This is a genomic window from Methylobacterium sp. FF17, from assembly GCF_025813715.1.
Classification (GTDB): domain Bacteria; phylum Pseudomonadota; class Alphaproteobacteria; order Rhizobiales; family Beijerinckiaceae; genus Methylobacterium; species Methylobacterium flocculans.
In genome coordinates this window covers 5355442-5376771 of record NZ_CP107532.1, presented here as the reverse complement: position 1 = coordinate 5376771, position 21330 = coordinate 5355442, and the positions used below count along the sequence as shown (strand labels likewise).

The window sequence follows — 21330 nt, the reverse complement described above, 5'->3', positions numbered from 1 at the left end:
CCCGCCCATGATCGCCGGCGAGCCGTAGGCCGGGTTGGGATGCTACGCAATCGCCCTTGACCGACGTCGGGGACGTCCATGCAGTCCGCGCTCAGCCGGACGCGGCGACGGTGTCCGCCATGCGGGCCTGGCGCGCGCCCAGCGGTTTCTGGCCGCCGACCGTGGTGTCGTGAGCCGTCTGGTGCTCCATCTCGGCGTTCAACTCCGCGCCAAGCAGCACCACCGTGGTGGACAGCCAGATCCAGGTCATGAAGCCGATGGCCGCTCCCAGCGAGCCGTAGGTCTCGTTGTAGCTGCCGAAGTTGGCCACGTACCAGGAGAACAGGCCCGAGACGATGAGCCAGAGCACGCCGGCCACCACGCTGCCCCAGGTCACCCAGCGCCACTTCGGCTTCCTGCGGCTTGGGCCGTAGCGGTAGAGGACGGCGAGCGTACCGACGACGAGCAGCAGCAGGGCCGGGAACCGCAAGAGCGCGATGTACCAGGCCTTCTCGTCAAGGCCGAGCACCTGCAGCACGGCCGGCACCACCACGATGCCGGTCAGCGCCAATACGACGAAGACCAAAGCGCCGGCAGTGAAGGCAAGGGATTGCAGGTTGAGCGTGATGAAGGAGCGTTTCTCCTCCTCCTCGTAGGCGATGTTGAGCGCATCGAAGATCGCCTTGACGCCACCGTTGGCACTCCAGAGCGAGATCAGGATGCTGATCACGGCAGTCCAACCAAGTGTGCCGCTGCCCTTGGCGGTGAGGTGCTTCACCTGCCCGCCGATGATGTCGATGGCGCCGTCCGGCAGGATGCCGCGCAGGTCGTTCAGGTGCTCGTTGATGGTGCTCGGGTCCGCGACCGCACCGTAGATCGAGACCAGCGCCGCGACGGCCGGGAACAGGGCGAGGATGGCGTAGAAGGTGACGCCCGCCGCGACCAGCAGGATGCGGTCGTTGCCGAACTCCCGATACAGCCGCAAGGCGATGTCCTTCCAGCCCTTGGCTGGTATCTCGGAGGGTGCGCCTGCCTTGCGCCCGCGGTCAGCCTCGGCCTCGGCCAGGCGGGCCGCCGCCGGGCCCTCACGCGAGACCGGTCCTTCCTCCGTCCCGAGCTTCACTCCGGCTCTCCCGGCACCGTCCGCAACGGTCGGAGGCCCCATCCTCCTTCGCGGAAGCGCCACGAGGCCCACGAGCGCGGTGCCCAAGAACATGGTCCACAAGGCCGCGGGGATCCTTCCGGGCGGGTCGGAGGGGTTGGACGAGGTCGGCTGGTCCGTCATGTCTCACCGGGGCGGCAGGTCACGGGTATGACCTTGACTATTCGCACAACGGCAACGGCCCCGCTTTGTTGCCGAGCGCCGGTCCGGCTCGGTCGCCCGGAGGAACAAAGGGCACCCGTTCCCTGCCGAGCGGACCTTCGAGGGGCCGACTGGGCGGCGAGGAAGGATCGCGTCCGGTCAGCGTGAGAGGAAGGTCCGAAAGCCTGGATGTTCCTGGCGGCCAGCACTATCCCACATCGGGATCCCGCCCCTAGCTTGCGGCGAGGCGCTCCAGCCTGACCACGTCGAGCAGGCGCGCGCCGCCGGGCACGAGCAGGATGGCCCGTGCACGGTCCAGGCGTGTCAGCATGCGGCTCACCGTCTCGATGGTCAGGCCAAGGTAGTCACCCATATCCTGGCGTCCCATCGGCAGCTCGACCGTGACGGAGGCATGCCCGGTGGCCCGGGCGTAGCGCTCGCGCAGGGCGAGCAGGAACGCGGCCACCTTCTCCTCGGCGGTGCGGCGACCCAGCAACAACATCTGGTCCTGCGCGAGCGTAAGTTCGTACCCGGCCCGCTCGTGCAGGCTCATGAGCAGGTGGGGCTTAGCCTCGACCAGCCTGGCGAAGTCCCGGCGCTCGAAGCGACACGTCCGCACCGGCGCAAGCGCCTCGGCCGAGACCGAGTGGCGCTCCTGAGGAGCGAGACCGAGGAAGTCGCCCGGCAGGGCGAAGCCCATGACCTGGCGCCGTCCGTCGGGAAGCAGGCGTGACAGACGCAGGGATCCCTCGATGACGTTGAACACGGCGCCTGCCGGCTCGTCCTGGCCGAACAGGGCCTGGCCCTTGTCCAGCCTCGCATGCTGGCTGAGTGCCTCCATCTCCGCGAGCTCGCGGACCGACAGGGCCGAGCAGACGCTGATCGGACGGACCTGACAGTTCTCGCATCCGTTCCCCGACGGCCTCTGCCGGCACGCCTGCGCGGACGCCTCGCAAGAACCCGTATCGACCTGCATTCGCATTCTCCCGGCGGGGGCGGTCGGCGATGCCGCCGGCCAGGCGACGACGCGCCCCGCAAGCCAAGGATGGCGTGCCCCGACGGTCGCGCATTGATCCAACGCAATCGACCGCCGAGGAATGGAAGGCGGATGGGCCTCAGCCCTCGGCCAGGGCCCCCTCAGCTCTCGGCTGGGCTGCGACGACCTCCAGCAGGTTCACGATTCCTGCCACTCCGGGAAGTGTGCCGAGGGCCTTCCGGGCCCCGGCCTTCGCGGCCTCCGAGCCGACCTGACCGGTCAGCAGGATCCAGCCACCCTCCAGCGTTACGCCCAGGGTCCTGAGGGGATCGCCGGCGGGTTCGAACAAGGCCGCGGCGCGTCGTGCGAGGTCCTCGTCCGAGCGTCCGGCGGACGGCCGCACAAGAAGCTCGTCGATCACGTCCAGGACGCCGCGCACCTTCCAGGCCGCGCGCTCAGCATCGGACCGGGCGGCCGACGAGGGAACCGCGCCGGCCAGGGTCACGCAACCCCGCCGGACCGCGACCTGGATGCCGGAGGCGGCCCCGCCGCCCTCCAGGTGGAGTTCCTCCAGGACGTCGAGTCGGATGACCGTATCGCGCATGTCCTCGTCCTTGACGTTTCGGGGGACGAGCCTCCCGGATCATCCGCCACCCGACCGGATCTACCCGGAACCCAAGCCGCGCCAACCATGGCAATCCGCGCCCGACCGATGAAGCGCCTGCAACATGCCGTCCGCGCGATCCGGCGTGCCGGACCCGTGACCTCGGTCCCGCTTCGCTATCCCCATGGGGGGACCGCCGGTCCGTTTCCGTTCGCGGGTGGCACACGGGATCGCGTCGCGGGCACGCTCATGCGGCGATGGCAGGCACCTCGGCGAGGTCGCATCCATCGGCGCGGAACCTCCAATCGGAGATGCCGAGCGCCCTGCAGAACCTCGCCTTCGCGTCCCAAAGGGCCGCCACATCCGTGGTAGCCCGCACGAGGACCTGTCGCTGCAGGACGCGGTGATCGTGACCTCGACCATCGCTGACGGTCTTGTGAAACCTAACGAGGAACATCCGCATGGCGTTCTCCTGCCTGTCGAGTGTGGTCACCTTGGCCCTGACAGGGGACGCCGGCCTTGATCCAGCGCAAGGACACGGGAAAGGCTTGGATCCGTCCCGGTCCGCGTCTCATATCCGGACGCCCTGCGCGGCGGAGCGCCCGGGGCCCCGTCCGTTCCGAGGTGTTCCTGCGCGCCGCCTTTGACGGGATGGGCCGTGGGCGCGAACGTCCAGCCGCTCAACGAACGCGGGATGGACATGCGCGCGATGTCCAGTCCGCACGCGGCCTTGAACGCGTGTTCTTCCGTGAGGAGCCTGAGTCCCTGCTCGACGGAGCCGCACGTCCCCAGCAGGTCATCGTCGAACAGGACCATGTAGCGGTCTTCCGGTCCGAGACAGGTACGCCGAATGTGGAACGTTCCGTGCGGCGTGTCACAGAGCCAATACCCACCCATCGCCGGCGCCTCCGCGCGTTGCTCTCAGGGCGTCGATCATGGTCCAGCCACGGCGAACCTGTCCAGAACCTTAATGCAGGATTAAGCCGCGATATGCACGATCATGCATAGGCGTCTGCCGCATGCTGGCTCGTACGGGCGTCAGTGACTACGATCCGAGCCGTGCCGCTGGGCTTTGCCGGCACGCGTCCTGCGGATGCGAATCACTGCGGGCGTCCGGTCCCTCGCGCAGGGCCTGCATCCGCAACATCACGCTCTCGACGGCTGCGCGCGCGTACTCGTCGATCAGTTCCTCGGACACCTCCAGGCCCCGAAGCCTTTGCGCCTCAGCCCGCAGGTTCAGGCTGAGCACCTCCATCAGGTTCCTGACCTGCGCGTCGCCGGCGTCCCGGCCATGCATCAGGACGGCGAGATCATCGCCATAGACCGCGCCGGCCCTCAGGCCGGCGGCTCGCCATTCCGCGCGATCCGCTTCCGTCATGGCGCTCCCTCAACCAGCCCCATATCCACCTTCCTTGTTCGTCGGGTGCCGGCTCGGGGAGTGGTCGTCGTATCCCCCCGTTGCCGGACCGGGGTCCCGGGAGGGCTTCACGGGCCCCGGCGACGTCGGCCCGGCCTCCGCGGGGTCGTCTGTCGTCCTGGGCTCCACGAGGGACTTCCCCTTCGGCGGAACGTCGAGGATCCCGGGCCGCGTCTTCTCGCCTGAACTCACGATGGCCTCCCTCGCACGCCTGCATGGAAAGTGAAGAGACGACGCCGTTTCCGGTTCCGTCGGTCGGGATGAACAAGAGTTTGTCGCGGGTTGATCGACGTCGACGGCGGAGGTCGCCCCGATGCGGCCCGGCCGGTCCCGTTGCGCGAAGTAAACGGATGCTCCCGGCGGCATCGGGCAAGGATAGACCTTGATTTCCGCGTGGTCACGCGTCTTAAGAATCATCGACCCAACCGAGATGACCGAGCCATGACCGAAGCCGCAGCGGATACACGAGCAGACCACCTTGGGATGGCGGCCGAGATCGTAGCCGCGTACGTGTCCAACAACTCCGTTCCCGTGAGCGAACTGGGCAGCCTTCTTGCCGGCGTGCATGGGGCGATCAGCGGCCTGGCCATGGGTGGACCTGCCGCACCGGACGAAACCGGCGTCGGGAAGGCCACCGCAGCCCAGATCAGGAAGTCCATCACGCATGACGGGCTGGTCAGCTTCGAGGACGGCAAGCCGTACAAGACGCTTCGCCGGCACCTCACGATACGGGGGCTCACCCCCGAGGCGTACCGCGCGAAGCACGGCCTGCCGGCGGACTATCCGATGACGTCCGCCGGCTATTCGGCGCAACGCTCGGAGCTAGCCCGTGCGATTGGGCTCGGGAGCCGTCGGAAGGCTGCGGCGAAGGCCCCCTGACCCGACCGGACCGTTCGGGAAAGCGGCCGGAGCGGCGGAGACGACCGCTGAAGGCCGAAGCCGAACGAGCGCCGCGCATCAAGGCCGCCTGCCCCGGGGCGGCCTCCTTCCGGAAGGCATGACCTATCCCGGCCAGGAACCTTCGGGAGCGCCGCCACCGCCCCTGTCCGTCCCTTGGGAAGGACAGGCTTAGCGCAAATTTAGTCATTTGCGCGCAAACACTCCGTCGGCCCGGTCCGAACGATCCTGGCCGGGACAACGGAGTGCCCAGACATGGCCGCCCCCTCACGCGCCTATCCTGGCCATGGCTTGCGCGGCGAAGCAAGGATGCGCGCCGCATCGGTGGCGGACGCGCCGCCATCCGCTGCAGGGTTGCTGCCTTACCTGAACGCGATGCGCCATGGGATGGTGCTCGTGGACGATCAGGGACGCATCACACTGTCCACGGACCGGGCGGTACGCCTGCTGGACGGCTTGCCTGGCTCTCTCTCCGAAGGCGCCTCGGTCCGGCAGGCACTGCGCGCCGTCCGCCACGGCGCCGGCGATGGCTGGCGCCAAGTGATGGCACGGCTCCCGCGCGCCTTTGGGCAGCACCATTCCGCCACCTTCGAAGTCACGCTTCAGGATCGCCTCCTTGAGGTCAACCTGCACCCGGTCGCAGGTGGCGGATGGGCGGTCGCGTTCGAGGACGTCACCGCCCGCAGGGCCGCCGAGGTTCAGGCGGACGAGATGGCACGGCACGATTCCCTCACGGGGCTGCCGAACCGCGTCCTCCTGCGCGAGCGTCTCAAGGAAGCAGTGGGACGCCTGCAGCGCACCGGCGAGGCCTGCGCCATCCTGCTGATCGACCTCGACCGCTTCAAGCCGGTTAACGACACCCTGGGCCACCCCATGGGCGACGCCTTGCTGAAGAAGGTGGCCGACCGCCTCCGAACCACCGTGCGCCCGACCGATACCGTCGCGCGGATCGGCGGCGACGAGTTCGTCATCCTTCAGACGGGCATACGCGAGGCCGCCGACACCCAGGCCCTGGCACGCCGGCTCGTGGACCTCGTCGGGCGGACATACATGGTCGACGGGCACCTGCTCACCATCGGCGCAAGCGTCGGCGTCGCGCTCGCGCCGAACGACGGCACCGAGGCCGACAGGCTCCTGAAGAACGCCGACCTCGCACTCTACCGGGCCAAGCTCGACGACAGGGCTACCTACCGCTTCTTCGAGCCCGAGATGGATGCGCGCATGCAGGCGCGCCGCCGGCTCGAACTCGACATGCGCCAGGCGCTGGCACGCCGCGAGTTCCAGCTCCACTACCAACCGCAGCTGCAGCTGGACGGCAACCGCCTTGTCGGATGCGAGGCGCTCATCCGCTGGCAGCACCCAGAGCGTGGCATGGTCTCGCCGCTCGACTTCATCCCGTTGGCCGAGGAGATCGGCCTGATCGTGCCCATCGGCGAGTGGGTGATGCGGCAGGCCTGCCGCGACGCGGTGACCTGGCCTGCGCCGCTTTCCGTCGCGGTCAACGTCTCGCCGGCGCAGTTCAAGAGCGAGCGTCTCGTCGAGATGGTGATGTCGGCCTTATCGTCCTCGGGGCTGCCGGCCACCCGCCTGGAGGTGGAGATCACCGAGGGCGTGCTGCTGCAGGAGAGCGAGAAGACCTTGCAGACCCTGCATCGCCTCCGGGAACTCGGTGTCCGCGTCTCGATGGACGATTTCGGCACCGGGTACTCGTCCCTGAGCTACCTGCGCAGCTTTCCCTTCGACAAGATCAAGATCGACCGTTCCTTCGTGAGCGACCTCTCGGGCAAGCGCGACGGCGAGGCCATCATCCGCGCCATCGCGGGCCTGGGCAAGAGCCTCGGCATGACGACCGTGGCGGAAGGCGTGGAGACCGCCGACCAGATGGAGCGCATCCGCGCGGAGGGCTGCACCGACGTGCAGGGCTACCTCATCAGCAAGCCCGTCCCGGCAGCCGAGGTCCTCAGGTTCCTCTCGGCCGATTGGCCTGCCACCTGACCCGATAAGACAATCCACCCGGAGCCGCCGTCATGTGCGACCTGTATCGCCTCGTCTATGCCAGCAAGAACTTCCTGCAGGGTTCCGACGCCGAGATCGCCCAGGCGGTTGCGCAGATCCTTGAGGCCTCCCAGCGCAACAACGCCCGGGCCGGCGTCACGGGAGCCCTGATGTTCAACGCCGGTGCGTTCGCGCAGGTGCTGGAAGGCCCGCAGGAGGGCGTGGAAGGCACCTTCGAGCGCATCCAGTGCGACCCCCGCCACGGCGATGTCACGGTCCTGCAATGCGGCCCGGCCGAACGCCGTGGCTTCGAAAGCTGGTCGATGGCGTTCGTGGGGCAGTCGGAATCGGCTCGTGCCCGCTGGGACGGGATTGCCGCCGGAACAGGCTTCGACTTGTCACGGCTCGACGGCGACGCGGTTTTCGCGATGCTGCACGAGCTCGTGCTCGAAGAGGAAGGCCTGCCCGCGGTGGCGAGCGCGTCGCCGGTCCCGTCGAGACATCCTGGCAATGCCAGCGCCGCACTGGACGTCGAGCGGGTCCGCGCGGAGCTGCCGCGACCTGGCCGGGACATCCAGGCCGCCCCGGATGCGGCCCCGATGCAAGGGATGCCCCTTGCCCCGCGCGTGTCGTCCAGCGAGGGAACCGACCCGAGCGGCCAGGCCGCCGTGATCGCGATCCTACGAGCCGCCCTCGCGCAGGAGCGCTCCCTCACGAACGAACTGCGCGGCGAGCTCGACGACCTGCGCATCGCCCACGCCCTCGATCTGGGAGGGTCGGAGACCCTTCGTCGGGAGCGTGACCTTTGGGCGATGCGCGCGCACGTGCTGGCCACGGCAATGAGCCGAGAGGCCGGCGCGGTTGCCTCGGGCTCCATGGGCGTGGATTCCCAAGGTTCCGGCGACCACCGTCAGGAGCGCCAGGGCGCATCGATCAGGGTCGTGGCCTGAAGGGTGATTGGGCTTGCCTGCCACGCCCGGACGCGCATGGCGGGCCTTGCCCGGGCGGGATATCCCGGCGCTAGCGATACAGGGAGAACGAGCCGCGCAGGGGTTCGATGCGGAGCCGCAACGGCGGCCCCGTCGCCTGACCCGGCACGACATCGCATCGTCATACGCCCCCAAACGATGCTCGCCGGGGGGAACGGGGAAGCAGCCTCGGACGCCGGGAACGTCCGCAATCCCCAGCCTCTCGTGAGCGAGCGTCGGAAGCGCGGGCGTTCCGACCGCGGTCCGCCGTGCACGGAAGCATGCCAGTGCCAGCATGCGGCGCCGCGAACCCCATCCGCTCCGTAGGCCAACGTCGAAACGCGTCGGCATGGACACGAGCCGAGCGATACGGCCTCGGCCAGCGGACTGTCCCAAGTCTTCGCTGGGCGATGGACGCGATGCCGTATGCGCCTAGTTAGATGCGCGGAGAGCCAATCGACGGCGACCGCCAGAGCCTGAGTGCCCCGGAACGAGCAGTTCCGGCATGGGCGATCCCGCGCATCATGCCAAGAGACGGAGACTCCTGATGGACATGGTACGTATCTGCACGTCCCCTCCCAGCAACTACGATTTCGCTCCGGAGGAAGGCAGCTATTACTGTGACATCCACGAAAGCGCCGACGGAACCGATCTTGAGATCATATCCACCAATAAGAACCTCAGGATATTTCCCGGCCTGGATAAGACACAGCGCATCATGCTCGTTACGGAGCACTTGTTCGATTCACGGTACAAGGAGATCGGTGCCCTCATCGAGTTCGTGAACGAGGAGGGTGAACTTATGTATTTCGGGATCGACCATCGGGGTAGCGGGAGAGCCGAGGCTTCCATCAACGAAGCGGCCTGGCACATCGCAAATGCCGGCCAGGACCTGCCGGACGATCACACCCTCAGCCGGGTTCCCCCGCGCGATGCGAAAGGCTGACGGGTCCCGTGCGCGCGTCTGGCAAGCCTAGGTCTTCATATGCCCTCCGCGCACCCGCCCGGGCCAGCCCGGCTGTGTCGTCGAGAACCTGCGCGCGTTCGCCATCGGAAGGCGGCATCCTGCCTCTTCGCATAGAGCCAGGAAGGGAGCCAAGCGACCATCGAGGGATAGTGCTCTCAGTTGCTGGTAGGCTTGCTCGTTCCTCCCGTCTCCAAGGACTTCGAACGTCCCTGCCGCTCGGTTGGCGGGTGACATCCCCGAACCGGGCTCGCATCCCTGTGGAACTTCCGATGGGGGCGAGACCTACCGGAACGCGGCCCATGGACGGTTCGCACGGGGGGAGGGGGGACCTACAGGTTCGTCCTTCCTCGCCTTCCGGGCCTGCCGCGCGTCCTCATGATGAGCCAGACCGGCATAGTGGTTCGGTGACAGCCCGAGGGCGACAGTACTCGACGGCGCCAGCCGCAATCCTCGCCTGTGCGCACCGACCGACGGATGCTGTACCGCAGCGCCTCGGAGTTCGGAGGTGTGATGGCAGTCCCAAGGCTAGGCTCATGGAGATCCCGGTTCGACACCCGTACACGGGACACCGGCACCGGATTTCGATGAACTATCTGGCGGTGAAACCACCGAGGATCATGCTGACGCCAAGCGCCAGCCCGAGGATCGCGTGAGGATGAACGTCCTCAGGCAGCAGACGACCCATGTCGAGCAACGAACCGATGGCTAGGCAAAGCCCTGCCACCGGGAGGGTGAAAGAGGCCACGCAGACTGCATAGAAGGCTCGGCGGGACATCGGGGAAGGTGGGCTTTGAGGGGCTGCGGAAGGTGCGATCCTACGCAACCTCACGCCGGCCCGTCGAGCGCTTGCAGCAAGCCATGCGGGTCGACTGGATCCGGGATCATGGCATGGAAGGCCACTGCCGAAGACATCTTCATGACGAGCCTACCCGAGGAACCAGGATCTCACGTCACCTCCCAAGCGGTCCGCCACCCCGCATGCGACCGTAGGTCAAGGCCGGGTGCCTCAGGGTCGCCACACCATCGAAACGACCGGAGCCTTACCCACCGCCTCCGGCTGGGGGCCAAGGCAGGAAGCCGGTTGCGTTCATGACCGGTCGTCGACTGTAAGGAGACTTTCACGAAGGACTGTCGCCCCTAAAGGGGGCCATCCCGAAGGACGGCCCCAAGTCTAGGGAGGAAACGCCCGAAGTAGGACGGCCGCAAGGCGATGCCATCGCTATGCTGCATTGCGGCAACGCAAGCTGGTATTCCAGGTTCCACAGAACAGGCAAGCGCTATAATTCTAAGCATTTTGCCGCATTGACGATATGTTGCCGATACTCGATACAGCCTCCTCCAAGAGACGGCCATAAGTCTCGGGAGGAAACGTTGAGAGGGCGGAGGTGGCACGCGACCCCAGGTGCTGCCTCCGCCGCCGCGACGGCGCGGCCAGCCTCGTTCAGGAGCGACCGCGGCTTAGGTAGGCCCTCCGGACCTACCGTGCATGTCACAGCAGCATCGTCGGACGGCATCTCCTAGAGGCTGTTATGAACTGGCCGCGAGTTGAGCGGCTTGTTTGAGCATGAGGCAGACGAAGGCGACGATGTGGAGATCTGCGAGCGTACTGGGATAGCGCTCGTAGTCCTTGACGAGGCGTCGGAAGCGGGTCGCCCAGGCGAAGGAGCGCTCCACCACCCAGCGCCGCGGCAGCAGGACGAAGCCGCGCTTGGCCTCGGGCAGTCTGACGACCTCCAGTTCGATGCCGTGCTCGCGGGCGGACTGGGCCGGTTTCTCACCGGTGTACCCCTGGTCGACGTAGGCCAGGTCGATGCTGTCGCCGGTGGCGGCCTGCACGGCTTGCGCCAGACGCCCGACCTGGGCGCGATCGTCGGCGTCGGCGGGCGTGACGTGCAGGGCCAGGAGGTGGCCGAGCGTATCGACGGCCAGGTGGACTTTCGAGCCCTTCTTGCGCTTGGCGCCATCGTAGCCAGCCCGCTCGCCGCTCTCGGGCGTCGAACGCAAGGTCCGACTGTCGAGGATCGCCGCGCTGGGCTCAGGCGAACGTCCGGAGGCCAGACGCAGCAGCGCGCGGAGGTCGTCAGCCAGTTGCTCGAAGCAGCCGGCCGCCAGCCAACGCTGGGCCTGCTGATAGACGGCTTCCCAGGGTGGCAGGTCATTGGGCATCCACCGCCACGGTGCGCCTGTCTTCACGACGTAGCGCAGGCCGTTGAACACCTCGCGCAAGCTATGCTCGCGCTGTCTCGCATCCTCGCGCAGCAGCGTCAGGTAAGGGGCGACCAGCGCCCACTCATCATCGGAGACATCGGATGGGTAGGATCTGCGCGAAGAGGTCATGCCCCTTCATCTGGAATCCTCGAACAACGGGTCCATAACAGCCTCTAGGAAGCCGGGAGGCGGACCTAATCTGTCCGGTTCATCGTTGCTGCCATGTGCACCGCACGGGATGGTCGCCATCGATCCAAGGCGCCATCCGTTCGTTCAAGCCTGGGTCGCTCAGGGCACGGCCGAGCAGGTGCATCCAATTCGCTCCACCATCCAAGGGTAAAGCCCGGGACGTAGCATCAGGATCGACCGCCGGTCCGATGGGAGGATGGAGCGCTCGCTCGCGCGACGCTGCCTCGTCGAGTGGCGCCGATGCTAGGCCGCGGCGTCACCACGCTGGTCCTGGTTTGCGGAGAGCGCCACCTGCAGGCGGCATGTCAATCCGGTCGGCGCATAGGTGAGCCTGACCTCCCCACCTGCCTCGGCGTCGAAACTCCGCTCGATCAGGCGTGACCCGAACCCTCGCCGTGCCGGTGGTCCCGGCATGGGCGGTCCGCCATGCTCAGACCAGATCAGGCGCAGCCGCGGCGTGTCGTCCTCGTCCGACACGTGCCAGCGCAGGTCCACCACGCCGACCTCGTTCGAGAGCGCACCGTACTTCGCCGCGTTGGTCGCGAGCTCGTGCAGGGCAAGGGCCAGCGATAAGGCGGGCTTGGCGGCCAGGAGCACGTTCGGGCCGCCGATCCGAAGCCGGGCGGAATCCGGCTGTCGGTGGATGCCGAGTGCGCCCTCGACGACATCCATGATCGGTGCCGCCGTCCAGCTGGCCTCGGTCAGGATGTCGTGGGCGCGGCCCAGCGAGATCAGGCGCGCCGCGAGGGCCTCGCGCATCTCGTCGACGTCCGTCGCCCCGCGGAGCGTCTGGCTGGCGATGGCCTGGACGAGCGCCAGGGTGTTCTTGACCCGGTGCTGCAGCTCGCCGGTGAGCAGCCGCTGGTGTTCCTCCGCCCGCTTGCGCGCAGTGATGTCCAGCATCGCCCCGATCATGCGCACCGCCTGTCCGTCCTGGTCGCGCAGGACGTAGCCACGGTCGAGGATATCCGCATAGGAGCCGTCGGCGCGCAGGAACCGGTACTCGTCCCGCCAGTGCTCCGCCCCGCCGTCGATCACGGCATGGATGCCGCTCCGGACGCGGTCGCGGTCCTCCGGGCGGATGCGCGACTTCCACCATGCGCCGCTCGCGCCGACCCCGTCCGGGGCATACCCGAAAAGGGTCTGCACGGCCTCGTTCCAGCGGATGTGGTCGCTCGCGAGATCCCAGTCCCAGATGGCATCGTTGGTGGCACGCGAGGCCAGGCGGTAGCGCTCCTCCGTCTCGCGCAGCTCCTGCTCCGCGCGTCGGCTCTCCGTGATGTCGCGCACCGTGCCGACGAAACGCATCGCACGTCCCTGCGCGAACAACACCTGGCCCTTGGCCGCCACCCAGCGCTCGATGCCATCCCGCAAACCGACGGTGCGGTAGGCGATATCGCATGCGCCTCGGCCGGCCGGGTCGAGAACAGTCCGCACCGCCTCGTCCACCCAGGCCCGGTCGTCCGGATGCAGGCCGGCCAGGAACGTGTCGTAGGTCACCGGCTCATCCGGGCCCACGCCGAAGAGCGCGCGCACACGCATGTCCCAGTCCAGTTTGCCTCCGATCAGGTCGTAGTCGAAGATGCCGATGTCGGCGGCCTCGACGGCCAGGCGCAGCCGGTCCCTGACGTCGCGGAGATCCGCGTCGGCCTGCCGGCGGTCGTGGATGTCGAGGGCGATGCCGATCCAGCTTTCCACGGAACCGGACGCATCGCGGACCGGCTTGCCGCGGGCGAGGAACCAGCGGTACCCACCGTCGCTTGCCCGGCGGAACGGGATCTCGATCTCGTAGGTCCCCTCGGCGGCGATGGCGTCCGCCCAGACGCCCAGCACGCGCTCGCGATGGTCGGGATGGATCGCGTCGATCCAGGCGTCCCCGCCGGCATCGCCTGGCGTCAGGCCGGTGAACTCGTACCAATGGGCGTTGCAGTAGGTGATGTTGCCCGCCGCGTCACCGAACCAGACCACCTGGGGGCTGACCTCGACCAGCGAGCGGAAGCGCAGCTCGGTGGCATTCCGTTCGGCCTCGTCCGCGCGTTGGCGGGTTCGGTCGCGCAGGATCTTCAGGAATCCCCGGATCTCGCCGTGCGCGGTCCTCAGTAGCATCATCTCGCCGCTGGCCCAGAACCGCTCGCCCCCGTTTCGAACGTGCCAGCGCTCGTCCGGTGCGGAGCCGCGCTCCAACGCGAGGCCCATCTCGATCTCGGGCCGCCTTGCTGCACGGTCCTCCGGCGTGAAGAACCGGTGGGTCGACGCGCCCAGCATCTCCTCCTCGCGCCAGCCGAGGATCCCCTCGGCGCCGACGTTCCAGCGGGTCACCCGGCCGCCAAGGTCCGTCACGATGATCGCGTAGTCCGTCGCGCTCTCCAGGATGCGGTCCTGAAGCTCCCTGTCGGCCTGCCGGATGCGGGCGGAGCGGCGGAGTTCCAGCTGGGCCATGGCTTGGCGTGCCAGGCGACGAAGGCTCGCCCGCTGCGTCTCGGTCAGATCGCGCGGCCGGGTATCGAGGACGCAGACCGTGCCGATGGGTTGGTCTCCGTCGCCTCTGAGAAGGACCCCGGCATAGAAGCGCAGAGCCGGCTCTCCCGTCACGAGCGGATCGCCCGCAAGACGCCCGTCCTTCGTCGCGTCCGGCACGTGCAGGAAATCATCCTGCAAGACGGCCCGACGCCAGCACGAGGTGTCGAACGGCGCCCCCAGTCCGCCGAGCCCGACCTCCGCCTTGAGGAACTGGCGTCCCTCGCCGACGAACGCCACGGCCGCCATCGGCGTGCCGCAGATCTCGGCCGCCAGCGCGGCGACATCGTCGAAGCCCTGCTCGCGCGGCGTATCGAGGATACCGTAAGCATCGAGGGTGGCCAGCCGCGTGCACTCTGTCCATGGCGGTCGGGACTGCCCAGGCAGCGCGTTCGGTTCCGTCACGGCGACGCCACCCTCAGACGGCCTGGCACGCAGGGCTGTCCTCGACCGAACGGGGACGCAGGGACATCAGCGTTCCGGAAGCGTTGTAGACGGCGCCGAGCACGCTCTCGAAATGGCGCTTGACCGCGCCATGGCACTCGCAGGAGGCATCCTCCATGGCTGGACGGCTCGCGATGACGATGCGTCCCCGTCGGAGCTGGATCAGGCCCTGCGCCTGCAGGGTCCGGAGCGTGCGCGTCAGATAGGAGCGCTGCACGCCGAGGAGTTCGGCCAGGACCTCGTGCGTGACGGGCAGGACGTCGCCGCCTATCCGATCCTGAAGGCTCAGCAGCCAGCGGGCGCAGCGCGCCTCGATGGTGTGGCTGGCGTTGCACGCCACCGACTGCAGGACCTGCGCAAGCAGGCAGTCGGAATAGCGGGTGATCAGGTTGCGCAGGCCCGGCGAAGCCTGCTTGATCCGCTGCAGCACCGTGGCCTCGATACGGAGCACCGAGCCAGGGACCTGCACCACCGCGCGGCTGAAGGCCGGCAGCGAGCCCTGGCTGACCACGCCTCCAATCGCTCCCTCGTGCCCGACCGTCGCGGTCTCCACGGTACGCCCGTCCCGCAGCGCGATGACGAGGGCCGCCACGCATTCGCCGAGGGGAAAGGAAATGAAGGTCACATCCTCCCCGGCGTCGAAAAGGATGTCGCCGCGACGGTATTCGGTGACCTCCAGATGGGGCTTGAGCAGGGCTTGGTCAGGCAAGCGCAAGGCGCTGAGGAGCAGGTTGCCGCTGATCAGGGTGTCGATGTCGGGAAGCATGGACCGGCGGCGTGTTTCTGACTGTATCGGGCGCGAGGCTTAACGCAACGCTTGGCGCCATGTCTGTCTATTAGTGCACACAACCGGGCGGCCGCGTCGTTTTTCCCGGTAGCGAGGCCAGCCTTCGGCTTAACGTATGCAACCTTCCGCGCCGAGGTGATTTCTAGGTACGTAAAGGTTCGCCTTCCCCAGAACGCGCTTTGTGATGCCTCGTTATTTCATCGATTTCCAGGACGGCACGCTTTGGCTGAAGGACGAGGAGGGCCAGGAATACGAGAACCTGCAGGCCGCCCGTGATGCCGCCATCGGGGCGCTTCCCGACATCGGTCGGGAGGCTCCGCCGCGTGACGGGAGGCGCGATTTTGTGGCCTTCGTCCGTGACGCGCAGGGGGCGGAGCTCTGCACGGTCCGGCTGAACCTGGCCGCCGACTGCCATCCGGAACGCACGGGCTCCGAATCCTAGGAAGGAAGGACGGGCGCCACGACCGGGTCCCGAGCGATGGCCGACGCTTCGGGCTCGCCTATTCGCGACAGGCGTTCGCCGAGGCCATCGCACGCTCGACCGACCCGATGAGCCTGGCAACGGCTCGCTGCGCTTCGTCGGTGTCGGCATCGCCAACCGCGAGCTCCGCCGTGAGGCTCTCGACCATCACGGACAGCATCCGGATTTGGTCTCTCAATGACCGCACCAGCGCATCGATCTGTGCCGTGCGTGGCCCGGGGCAGGCTCCGCTCGCGTGAAGGTGGGCGAGGTCGGCAAGCAGGCGCCGTGCCCCCTCAGGGCCGAGGACGACCGGAAGTGCATGGATGTTGGCCATTCTCGCCTCACGCCGCCCTTACGGTCGCGAGGAAGCGCGCGATCTCGCTATCCAGTTGCCCGGACCGTTGGGAGAGTTCGGCGGCCGAGGCGAGCATCTGGCTTGCAGCCGCGCCGGTCTCGCCTGCAGCACCCGCAACCCCCGCTATGTTCTCGGTGACCTCGCTCGTCCCGGTCGCAGCCTGACCGACGTTGCGCACGATCTCCTGGGTAGCCGCGCCCTGCTCCTCGACGGCTGCCGCAATCGTCGTCGCCACCTGGCTGATCTCGCGGATGCGCACGGTGATGGCAGAGATGGCCGACACGGCCTGGCTCGTCGAACCCTGGATACGGGCGATATGCCCTCCGATCTCGTCGGTGGCGCGCGCGGTCTGGTTCGCGAGCTCCTTGACCTCCGAGGCGACCACGGCGAAGCCACGGCCGGCCTCGCCGGCGCGGGCCGCCTCGATGGTGGCGTTCAGCGCCAGCAGGTTGGTCTGGCCGGCGATGCTCGTGATCAGGGTCACCACGTCGCCGACCTTTGCCACCGCGGCGCTCAGGTCCTGCACGAGGTCGGCCGTATGTGCGGCCTCGCGGACCGCGGCCTGCGCGAGCGCGGCGGAGCCCGACACCTGCCGGCTGATCTCCTGTACGGAGGCGCCGAGCTCCTCCGCCGCGGCTGCCACGGTCCCCACGTTCGAGGCGGCCTCCTCCGCCGCGGCCGCCACGGCACCCGACCGGTCGGCCGTGGCCCTGGCGGTGCCTGCCATGCCCTGGGCGGTGGATTGCAATTGCGAGGCGGCGGCGGTCACGCCGCCGACGATCCCGCCGACCGCCGACTCGAACCGGTCGGCCACGTCGTGCATGGCTTGCCTGCGCTGGACCTCCGCACCGGATCTCGCAAGGGCCGTCTCCGCCTCCATCTGCCGGGCGTGGACTAGGTTGTCCTTGAAGACCTGCACGGCCGCTGCCATCGCGCCGATCTCGTCGCCCCGGCCAACGCTCGGGACCCGCACGCCGGCGTCCCCTTCGGCGAGCGTACGCATGGCCACCGTCATGTCCGCGATGGGACGCGAGATGCCCACCAGGCTGAACAGCGCGGCTCCCATCGAGGCCGCGACGGCGATGCCCATCGCGACGTATGCATTCCGTACGGCGGCGCCCTCGCTGTCGAGTCCGGCGCGCGCGCTCGCCTCGGCGGCCTGCTTGTTCAGGTCGATCCCGTCTTCGAGGGACTTTGCCATGTCCTTCGCGATCTGGCCCATGTCCGGCCGTACGAGATGCGCAAGCGCTTCGCTCACCCGTCCGGCGTCGACCGACGCCATGACGGCCTCCTGCTCGCTCGTGTACCGGCCCGAGAGGACCGAATAGCGCTCGTATGCGGCAGCCTCCTCGGGCGAGCTGATCAGGGCTCGATACACCGTCCCGAGCCGGGCCAAGGACTCCCTTGCCTGGGCTACGGCCTTCCTGTTCTCGGCGAGGGCCTCCGGCGTGCCGGATGCCACGACAAGGCGGTAGAGCTTGACGCGGTTGTCCCGGGTGGCCGTGTTGATCCGGTTGATCGCATCCACGGAGGGCAGCCGGTTGCGCGCCAGGTCGTCGATGTTGCCTCGGATCGAACCGAAGTCGTGGATGCTGAGAAAGGCCTGGCCCACCGAGACAAGTGCGATGAGTGCGAAGAGCGAGGCAAGGGTGGCTTTGAGCGAGAGGCGCATGGCGAATCCGTGACTATCGACGCCCGGGCGGCTTCGCGTCGGAGGTCGTTCGAACTGCATGGTTCATAGCCCGGAAACCTTAATCCTCTCGAAAACGTGAGGCGGAAAGGAGATCGGGGACATCCCGCTCCGCGATCCGACCATGTCCGCGACATGCGGACGTGCATTTGGCGGCCGCGCACCGCTCGACTTGGACGGTGGTGCGAGAACTCTTCCGTCTGGGTGCAGTCGGCGCATGACTGACCTTCGCTCGACAATGCCCTCCCCTGAACCGGCTCGGCTATTGTGGCCATCGTCCTTCTTAGCCATCGGGTGCCGGTATGGCGCCTTACCGGCGCCGGCAACGAGACCGGGGTTGCCGAGCCCAGTCCCGAATCCGAGGCGGTCGGCTTCCTCGCTCTGGCGCGCATCTCGCAGAGGCTCTCGCTGCCGAGAAGGACCCGGATGTTCGATGTGCGGGCATACCATCTTAGTCGAGGTGCGGATGAACCAAGGTCCCATGGCGACGAACGAGGCCCTTCGCCTGACCGCGCTGCACCGGCTCCAGATCCTGGACACGCCGCCCGAGCCGGCCTTCGACCGCATCGCGGGCATCGCGCAGGAGGTGTTCCGGGTTCCGGTCGCGCTCGTATCGCTGATCGACGAGAGTAGGCAGTGGTTCAAGGCGAAGTGCGGCCTCGATGTCCCGGGCACGCCTCGGGACCAGGCGTTCTGCACCCATACCATCCTGCACGACACGGTGTTCGTCGTCGAGGACGCTCGTGCGAACCCGACGTTCGCCGGCAATCCCCTCGTGGTCGGTCCTCCCTTCATCCGTTTCTACGCGGGCGCCCCGCTCACGGTCGCCCCAGGGATCCGGCTCGGCTCCCTGTGCATCATCGACAGCGAGCCGCGCACCTTCGATCCCGACGACGTGCGGCGCCTGGCAGGCTTGGCGCAGATCGTTGTCGGCGAGCTCTGGCTGCGCGAGTTGGGGCAGGGCCGCGCGGACAAGAACGGCATGTCCTCGCCGGTGCCCTACGACCTGCCCGGTGCGCACTTCCTCGGTGGGGCGCAGATCCGCGCCGCCCGGGGCCTGCTCGACTGGTCCATCAATCGGCTTGCGGAACTTTCGGGCGTATCGGCGAACACCATCAAGCGGTTCGAAGCAAGTACCGCCAACCTGAAAGCGAGTACGCCGACGGTACGGGCCGTACGCCTGACGCTCGAAGACCGCGGGATCGTCTTCCTCGGACAAGATGTCGCGACCGCAGGCGTGCGCAGAACTCGCATTAATTCAAGTTAAGACTGCGAGAGTAGACCGATTAGGAAAATCTTAGGGGTTTTTGGCACATTCTGTCCCACGACCGCGGCAGCGACGACGGACTGGTGCCCTCGTTCGCCCGACAGGTTCCAATAACCGTCTACGGGGATGATCCATGCCGTTCGGCCATGCTTCCGACGCCAAGTTCGCCGCCCTCGCGCGCATCCAGGCCGTCGCCGAGTTCACCCCGGACGGGACCCTCCTCGACGCGAACGCGTCCTTCCTGCGCATCCTGGGACGCTCCCTCGACGATGTACGGGGCCGGCGGCATGAGATCCTCGTCGAGTCCACGGACGCGCGGGATCGCACTGAAACGGAGTTCTGGTCGGCGCTGGCGCGGGGCGAGGCGCAGCAGGGCGTTTTCCCCCGTGTCGGGAAGAATGGGGAGGAGGTCTGGCTACAGGCCACCTACGCGCCCGTCGTTGACCGTAGGGGACGCGTCGCGAGGATCGTCCTGGCCGCGGTCGACGTGACCGAGCAGTGTCGCCTGAACGCGGACAACCAAGCCCAGATCGCGGCGATCAGCCGGTCGCGCGCATCCATCGAATTCACGCCCGACGGCACCATCCTGACCGCCAACGCGAATTTCCTCGATACCGTCGGCTACACGTTGGAGGAGGTGAGGGGACGGCACCACGGCATGTTCGTCGCTGCGCCCGAACGGGAAAGCCCAGCATACCGCGCGTTCTGGGAGGCACTCGGCGGCGGCGAGTTCCAGCGGGCGGAGTACCGGCGGCTCGCCAAGGGCGGACGGGAGATCTGGCTGCAATCCATCTACAATCCCATTCGCGACGCCCGTGGCAAGCCGTACAAGGTGGTGGGTTTCGCGACCGACGTGACCGCCGAGAAGCTCCGGACGGCCGACATGATGGGCCAGGTCTCGGCCATCAACCGCTCGCAGGGCGTCATCCACTTCGGCATGGACGGCACGATCCTGGATGCCAACGAGAACTTCCTCCGCGTCATCGGCTACCGCATGGAGGAGATCCGCGGCCGGCATCACAGCATCCTCTGCGACGCCGCCTACGCCAAGACCGACGACTACCGTCGGCTCTGGGACGACCTGCGATCCGGCAAGTTCCAGGCCGGCATGTTCCGTCGGATCGGCAAGGGCGCCGGGGAAGTCTGGATCCAGGCCGCCTACAACCCGATCCTCGACATGAACGGACGGCCGTTCAAGATCGTGAAGTACGCGACCGACGTCTCCGACAGGATGGCGGCGCAACTCCGGGTGGCAAGCGCATCCGAAAGGACGTTGGAGAACGTCCAGACCGTCGCGTCCTCCGCGGAGGAACTGAGCACATCGATCCGCGAGATCGCGCAGAGCCTCTCCCGCTCGCGCGCCGACGTCGACGCGATCCATGACCGGGCGCAGGCGGCCGACCGTTCCACCGCCCGGCTCGATTGCGCCGCGACCTCGATGAACGGGGTCGTCAAGCTGATCCGCGGCGTAGGCGAGCAGATCAACCTGCTGGCGCTGAACGCCACCATCGAGGCGGCGCGCGCCGGCGAGGCGGGCCGCGGCTTCGCGGTCGTCGCCGGCGAGGTGAAGCTCCTGTCCCAGCAGGTGACGAACGCGACCGGGCGGATCGCGGAGGACATCCAGACCATGCAGGAGATCTCGGGCGACGTCGTCGGATCCCTCACTGCGATGACGCGGTCGATCACCTCGGTCCGCGACCTCGTCACGGGCGTGGCCTCGGCCGTCGAGGAACAGAGCGCCGTCACGCAGGACATCTCGACCAACATGCAGACCGCGGCGCTCGGCGTGTCCGAGATCACCCACAGCCTCAAGTCGCTCTCAGCCTAACACGCGCGTTGGCGGCCCATAGGGCGAAGTCACCTGCATCGCGGCCACGGCGGGGTAAGGCGGCGTTCGCCTTCCGGTCCATGCGCTTCCATCGCACCACCCGTGTGCCCCCCAGGGGCTCGCCCATGCACGTGCGCGCGCCGAAAGGCCGATGCATCGTGATCGTCGAGGACGCGCATCGACTCGCGAGAGGGTTGGACGCCATGGCGTGAGGGGCGCAGGCCGCGATGCCACCTAGTCCACGGTAACCTTCCACGCTGCAACTGTCGCAACGGTTTCTACCCGCGAGGCGTTCACTCTGCCCTTCCCGGCGCCACGCGCTTGGCGTTCCGAGTAGGCGTCCCGTTGGCGAGCGAAATCCCCGTGATGAAGGCGAACGACCCAGAGCCTCCTGCTGGTAGGCGTTCGTGGCGCATCATGCTCATCGCCGCGGACCGTTTCGTTCGGCGTCTTCCGATCCCGCTCTTCCTAGCGCT

17 protein-coding genes are annotated in these 21330 nt (G+C 67.7%); 7 read left to right on the top strand and 10 right to left on the bottom strand.

Annotated features, from left to right (window positions below; genetic code table 11):
• Window positions 1–91: 91 nt before the first annotated feature.
• The 5 genes from OF380_RS25605 to OF380_RS25585 form a co-directional block, all read right to left on the bottom strand.
• Window positions 92–1264, bottom strand: coding sequence for a YihY/virulence factor BrkB family protein (locus tag OF380_RS25605; protein WP_264048444.1), 1173 nt, complete (start codon window positions 1262–1264; stop codon window positions 92–94).
• A gap of 250 nt (window positions 1265–1514) precedes the next feature.
• On the bottom strand, window positions 1515–2258 hold the full coding sequence (locus OF380_RS25600) for a cyclic nucleotide-binding domain-containing protein (protein ID WP_264048443.1): 744 nt from the start codon (window positions 2256–2258) through the stop codon (window positions 1515–1517).
• 139 nt (window positions 2259–2397) lie between these two features.
• Window positions 2398–2862, bottom strand: a complete 465-nt coding sequence (locus OF380_RS25595) for a BON domain-containing protein (protein ID WP_264048442.1) — start codon at window positions 2860–2862, stop codon at window positions 2398–2400.
• A gap of 247 nt (window positions 2863–3109) precedes the next feature.
• Entirely contained in the window at window positions 3110–3325 is a 216-nt protein-coding gene (locus tag OF380_RS25590; protein WP_264048441.1) for a hypothetical protein, read from the bottom strand.
• A 582-nt stretch (window positions 3326–3907) separates the two neighbouring features.
• Window positions 3908–4240 carry a hypothetical protein gene (locus OF380_RS25585; protein WP_264048440.1) on the bottom strand — a complete coding sequence of 111 codons (333 nt, stop codon included), beginning with the start codon at window positions 4238–4240 and terminating at the stop codon, window positions 3908–3910.
• 480 nt (window positions 4241–4720) lie between these two features.
• Between OF380_RS25585 and OF380_RS25580 the strand changes: the two genes are divergently transcribed.
• The 4 genes from OF380_RS25580 to OF380_RS25565 all read left to right on the top strand — a co-directional run bounded on the left by OF380_RS25580 (window position 4721) and on the right by OF380_RS25565 (window position 9085).
• Window positions 4721–5158 carry a MucR family transcriptional regulator gene (locus OF380_RS25580; protein ID WP_264048439.1) on the top strand — a complete coding sequence of 146 codons (438 nt, stop codon included), beginning with the start codon at window positions 4721–4723 and terminating at the stop codon, window positions 5156–5158.
• A gap of 327 nt (window positions 5159–5485) precedes the next feature.
• Window positions 5486–7171 carry a putative bifunctional diguanylate cyclase/phosphodiesterase gene (locus OF380_RS25575; protein WP_264048438.1) on the top strand — a complete coding sequence of 562 codons (1686 nt, stop codon included), beginning with the start codon at window positions 5486–5488 and terminating at the stop codon, window positions 7169–7171.
• 32 nt (window positions 7172–7203) lie between these two features.
• Complete coding sequence (locus tag OF380_RS25570; protein WP_264048437.1) at window positions 7204–8121, top strand: BLUF domain-containing protein; 918 nt, start codon at window positions 7204–7206, stop codon at window positions 8119–8121.
• A 565-nt stretch (window positions 8122–8686) separates the two neighbouring features.
• On the top strand, window positions 8687–9085 hold the full coding sequence (locus OF380_RS25565) for a hypothetical protein (RefSeq protein ID WP_264048436.1): 399 nt from the start codon (window positions 8687–8689) through the stop codon (window positions 9083–9085).
• 1548 nt (window positions 9086–10633) lie between these two features.
• Here the strand turns inward: OF380_RS25565 and OF380_RS25560 are convergent.
• The 3 genes from OF380_RS25560 to OF380_RS25550 all read right to left on the bottom strand — a co-directional run bounded on the left by OF380_RS25560 (window position 10634) and on the right by OF380_RS25550 (window position 15230).
• Window positions 10634–11443, bottom strand: a complete 810-nt coding sequence (locus OF380_RS25560) for an IS5 family transposase (protein ID WP_264048435.1) — start codon at window positions 11441–11443, stop codon at window positions 10634–10636.
• A gap of 303 nt (window positions 11444–11746) precedes the next feature.
• Entirely contained in the window at window positions 11747–14425 is a 2679-nt protein-coding gene (locus OF380_RS25555; protein ID WP_264048434.1) for a PAS domain S-box protein, read from the bottom strand.
• A 13-nt stretch (window positions 14426–14438) separates the two neighbouring features.
• Complete coding sequence (locus tag OF380_RS25550; RefSeq protein ID WP_264048433.1) at window positions 14439–15230, bottom strand: Crp/Fnr family transcriptional regulator; 792 nt, start codon at window positions 15228–15230, stop codon at window positions 14439–14441.
• Between the two features lie 205 nt (window positions 15231–15435).
• On the opposite strand from OF380_RS25550, the gene OF380_RS25545 reads away from it, so the two are divergent.
• Window positions 15436–15693: a DUF6894 family protein gene (locus tag OF380_RS25545; protein WP_264048432.1), complete on the top strand. Its 258-nt coding sequence runs from the start codon at window positions 15436–15438 to the stop codon at window positions 15691–15693.
• Between the two features lie 58 nt (window positions 15694–15751).
• Here the strand turns inward: OF380_RS25545 and OF380_RS25540 are convergent, their stop codons facing one another.
• Together OF380_RS25540 and OF380_RS25535 are read right to left on the bottom strand one after the other, a co-directional pair.
• Window positions 15752–16048, bottom strand: coding sequence for a hypothetical protein (locus OF380_RS25540; RefSeq protein ID WP_264048431.1), 297 nt, complete (start codon window positions 16046–16048; stop codon window positions 15752–15754).
• 7 nt (window positions 16049–16055) lie between these two features.
• Window positions 16056–17741: a methyl-accepting chemotaxis protein gene (locus OF380_RS25535; RefSeq protein ID WP_264048430.1), complete on the bottom strand. Its 1686-nt coding sequence runs from the start codon at window positions 17739–17741 to the stop codon at window positions 16056–16058.
• Window positions 17742–18240: 499 nt separating this feature from the next.
• Between OF380_RS25535 and OF380_RS25530 the strand changes: the two genes are divergently transcribed.
• Together OF380_RS25530 and OF380_RS25525 are read left to right on the top strand one after the other, a co-directional pair.
• Window positions 18241–19026, top strand: coding sequence for a GAF domain-containing protein (locus OF380_RS25530; RefSeq protein WP_264048429.1), 786 nt, complete (start codon window positions 18241–18243; stop codon window positions 19024–19026).
• A 133-nt stretch (window positions 19027–19159) separates the two neighbouring features.
• Window positions 19160–20854 (top strand): methyl-accepting chemotaxis protein, encoded by a 1695-nt coding sequence (locus OF380_RS25525; RefSeq protein WP_264048428.1) that lies wholly within the window; start codon window positions 19160–19162, stop codon window positions 20852–20854.
• Window positions 20855–21330 lie beyond the last annotated feature (476 nt).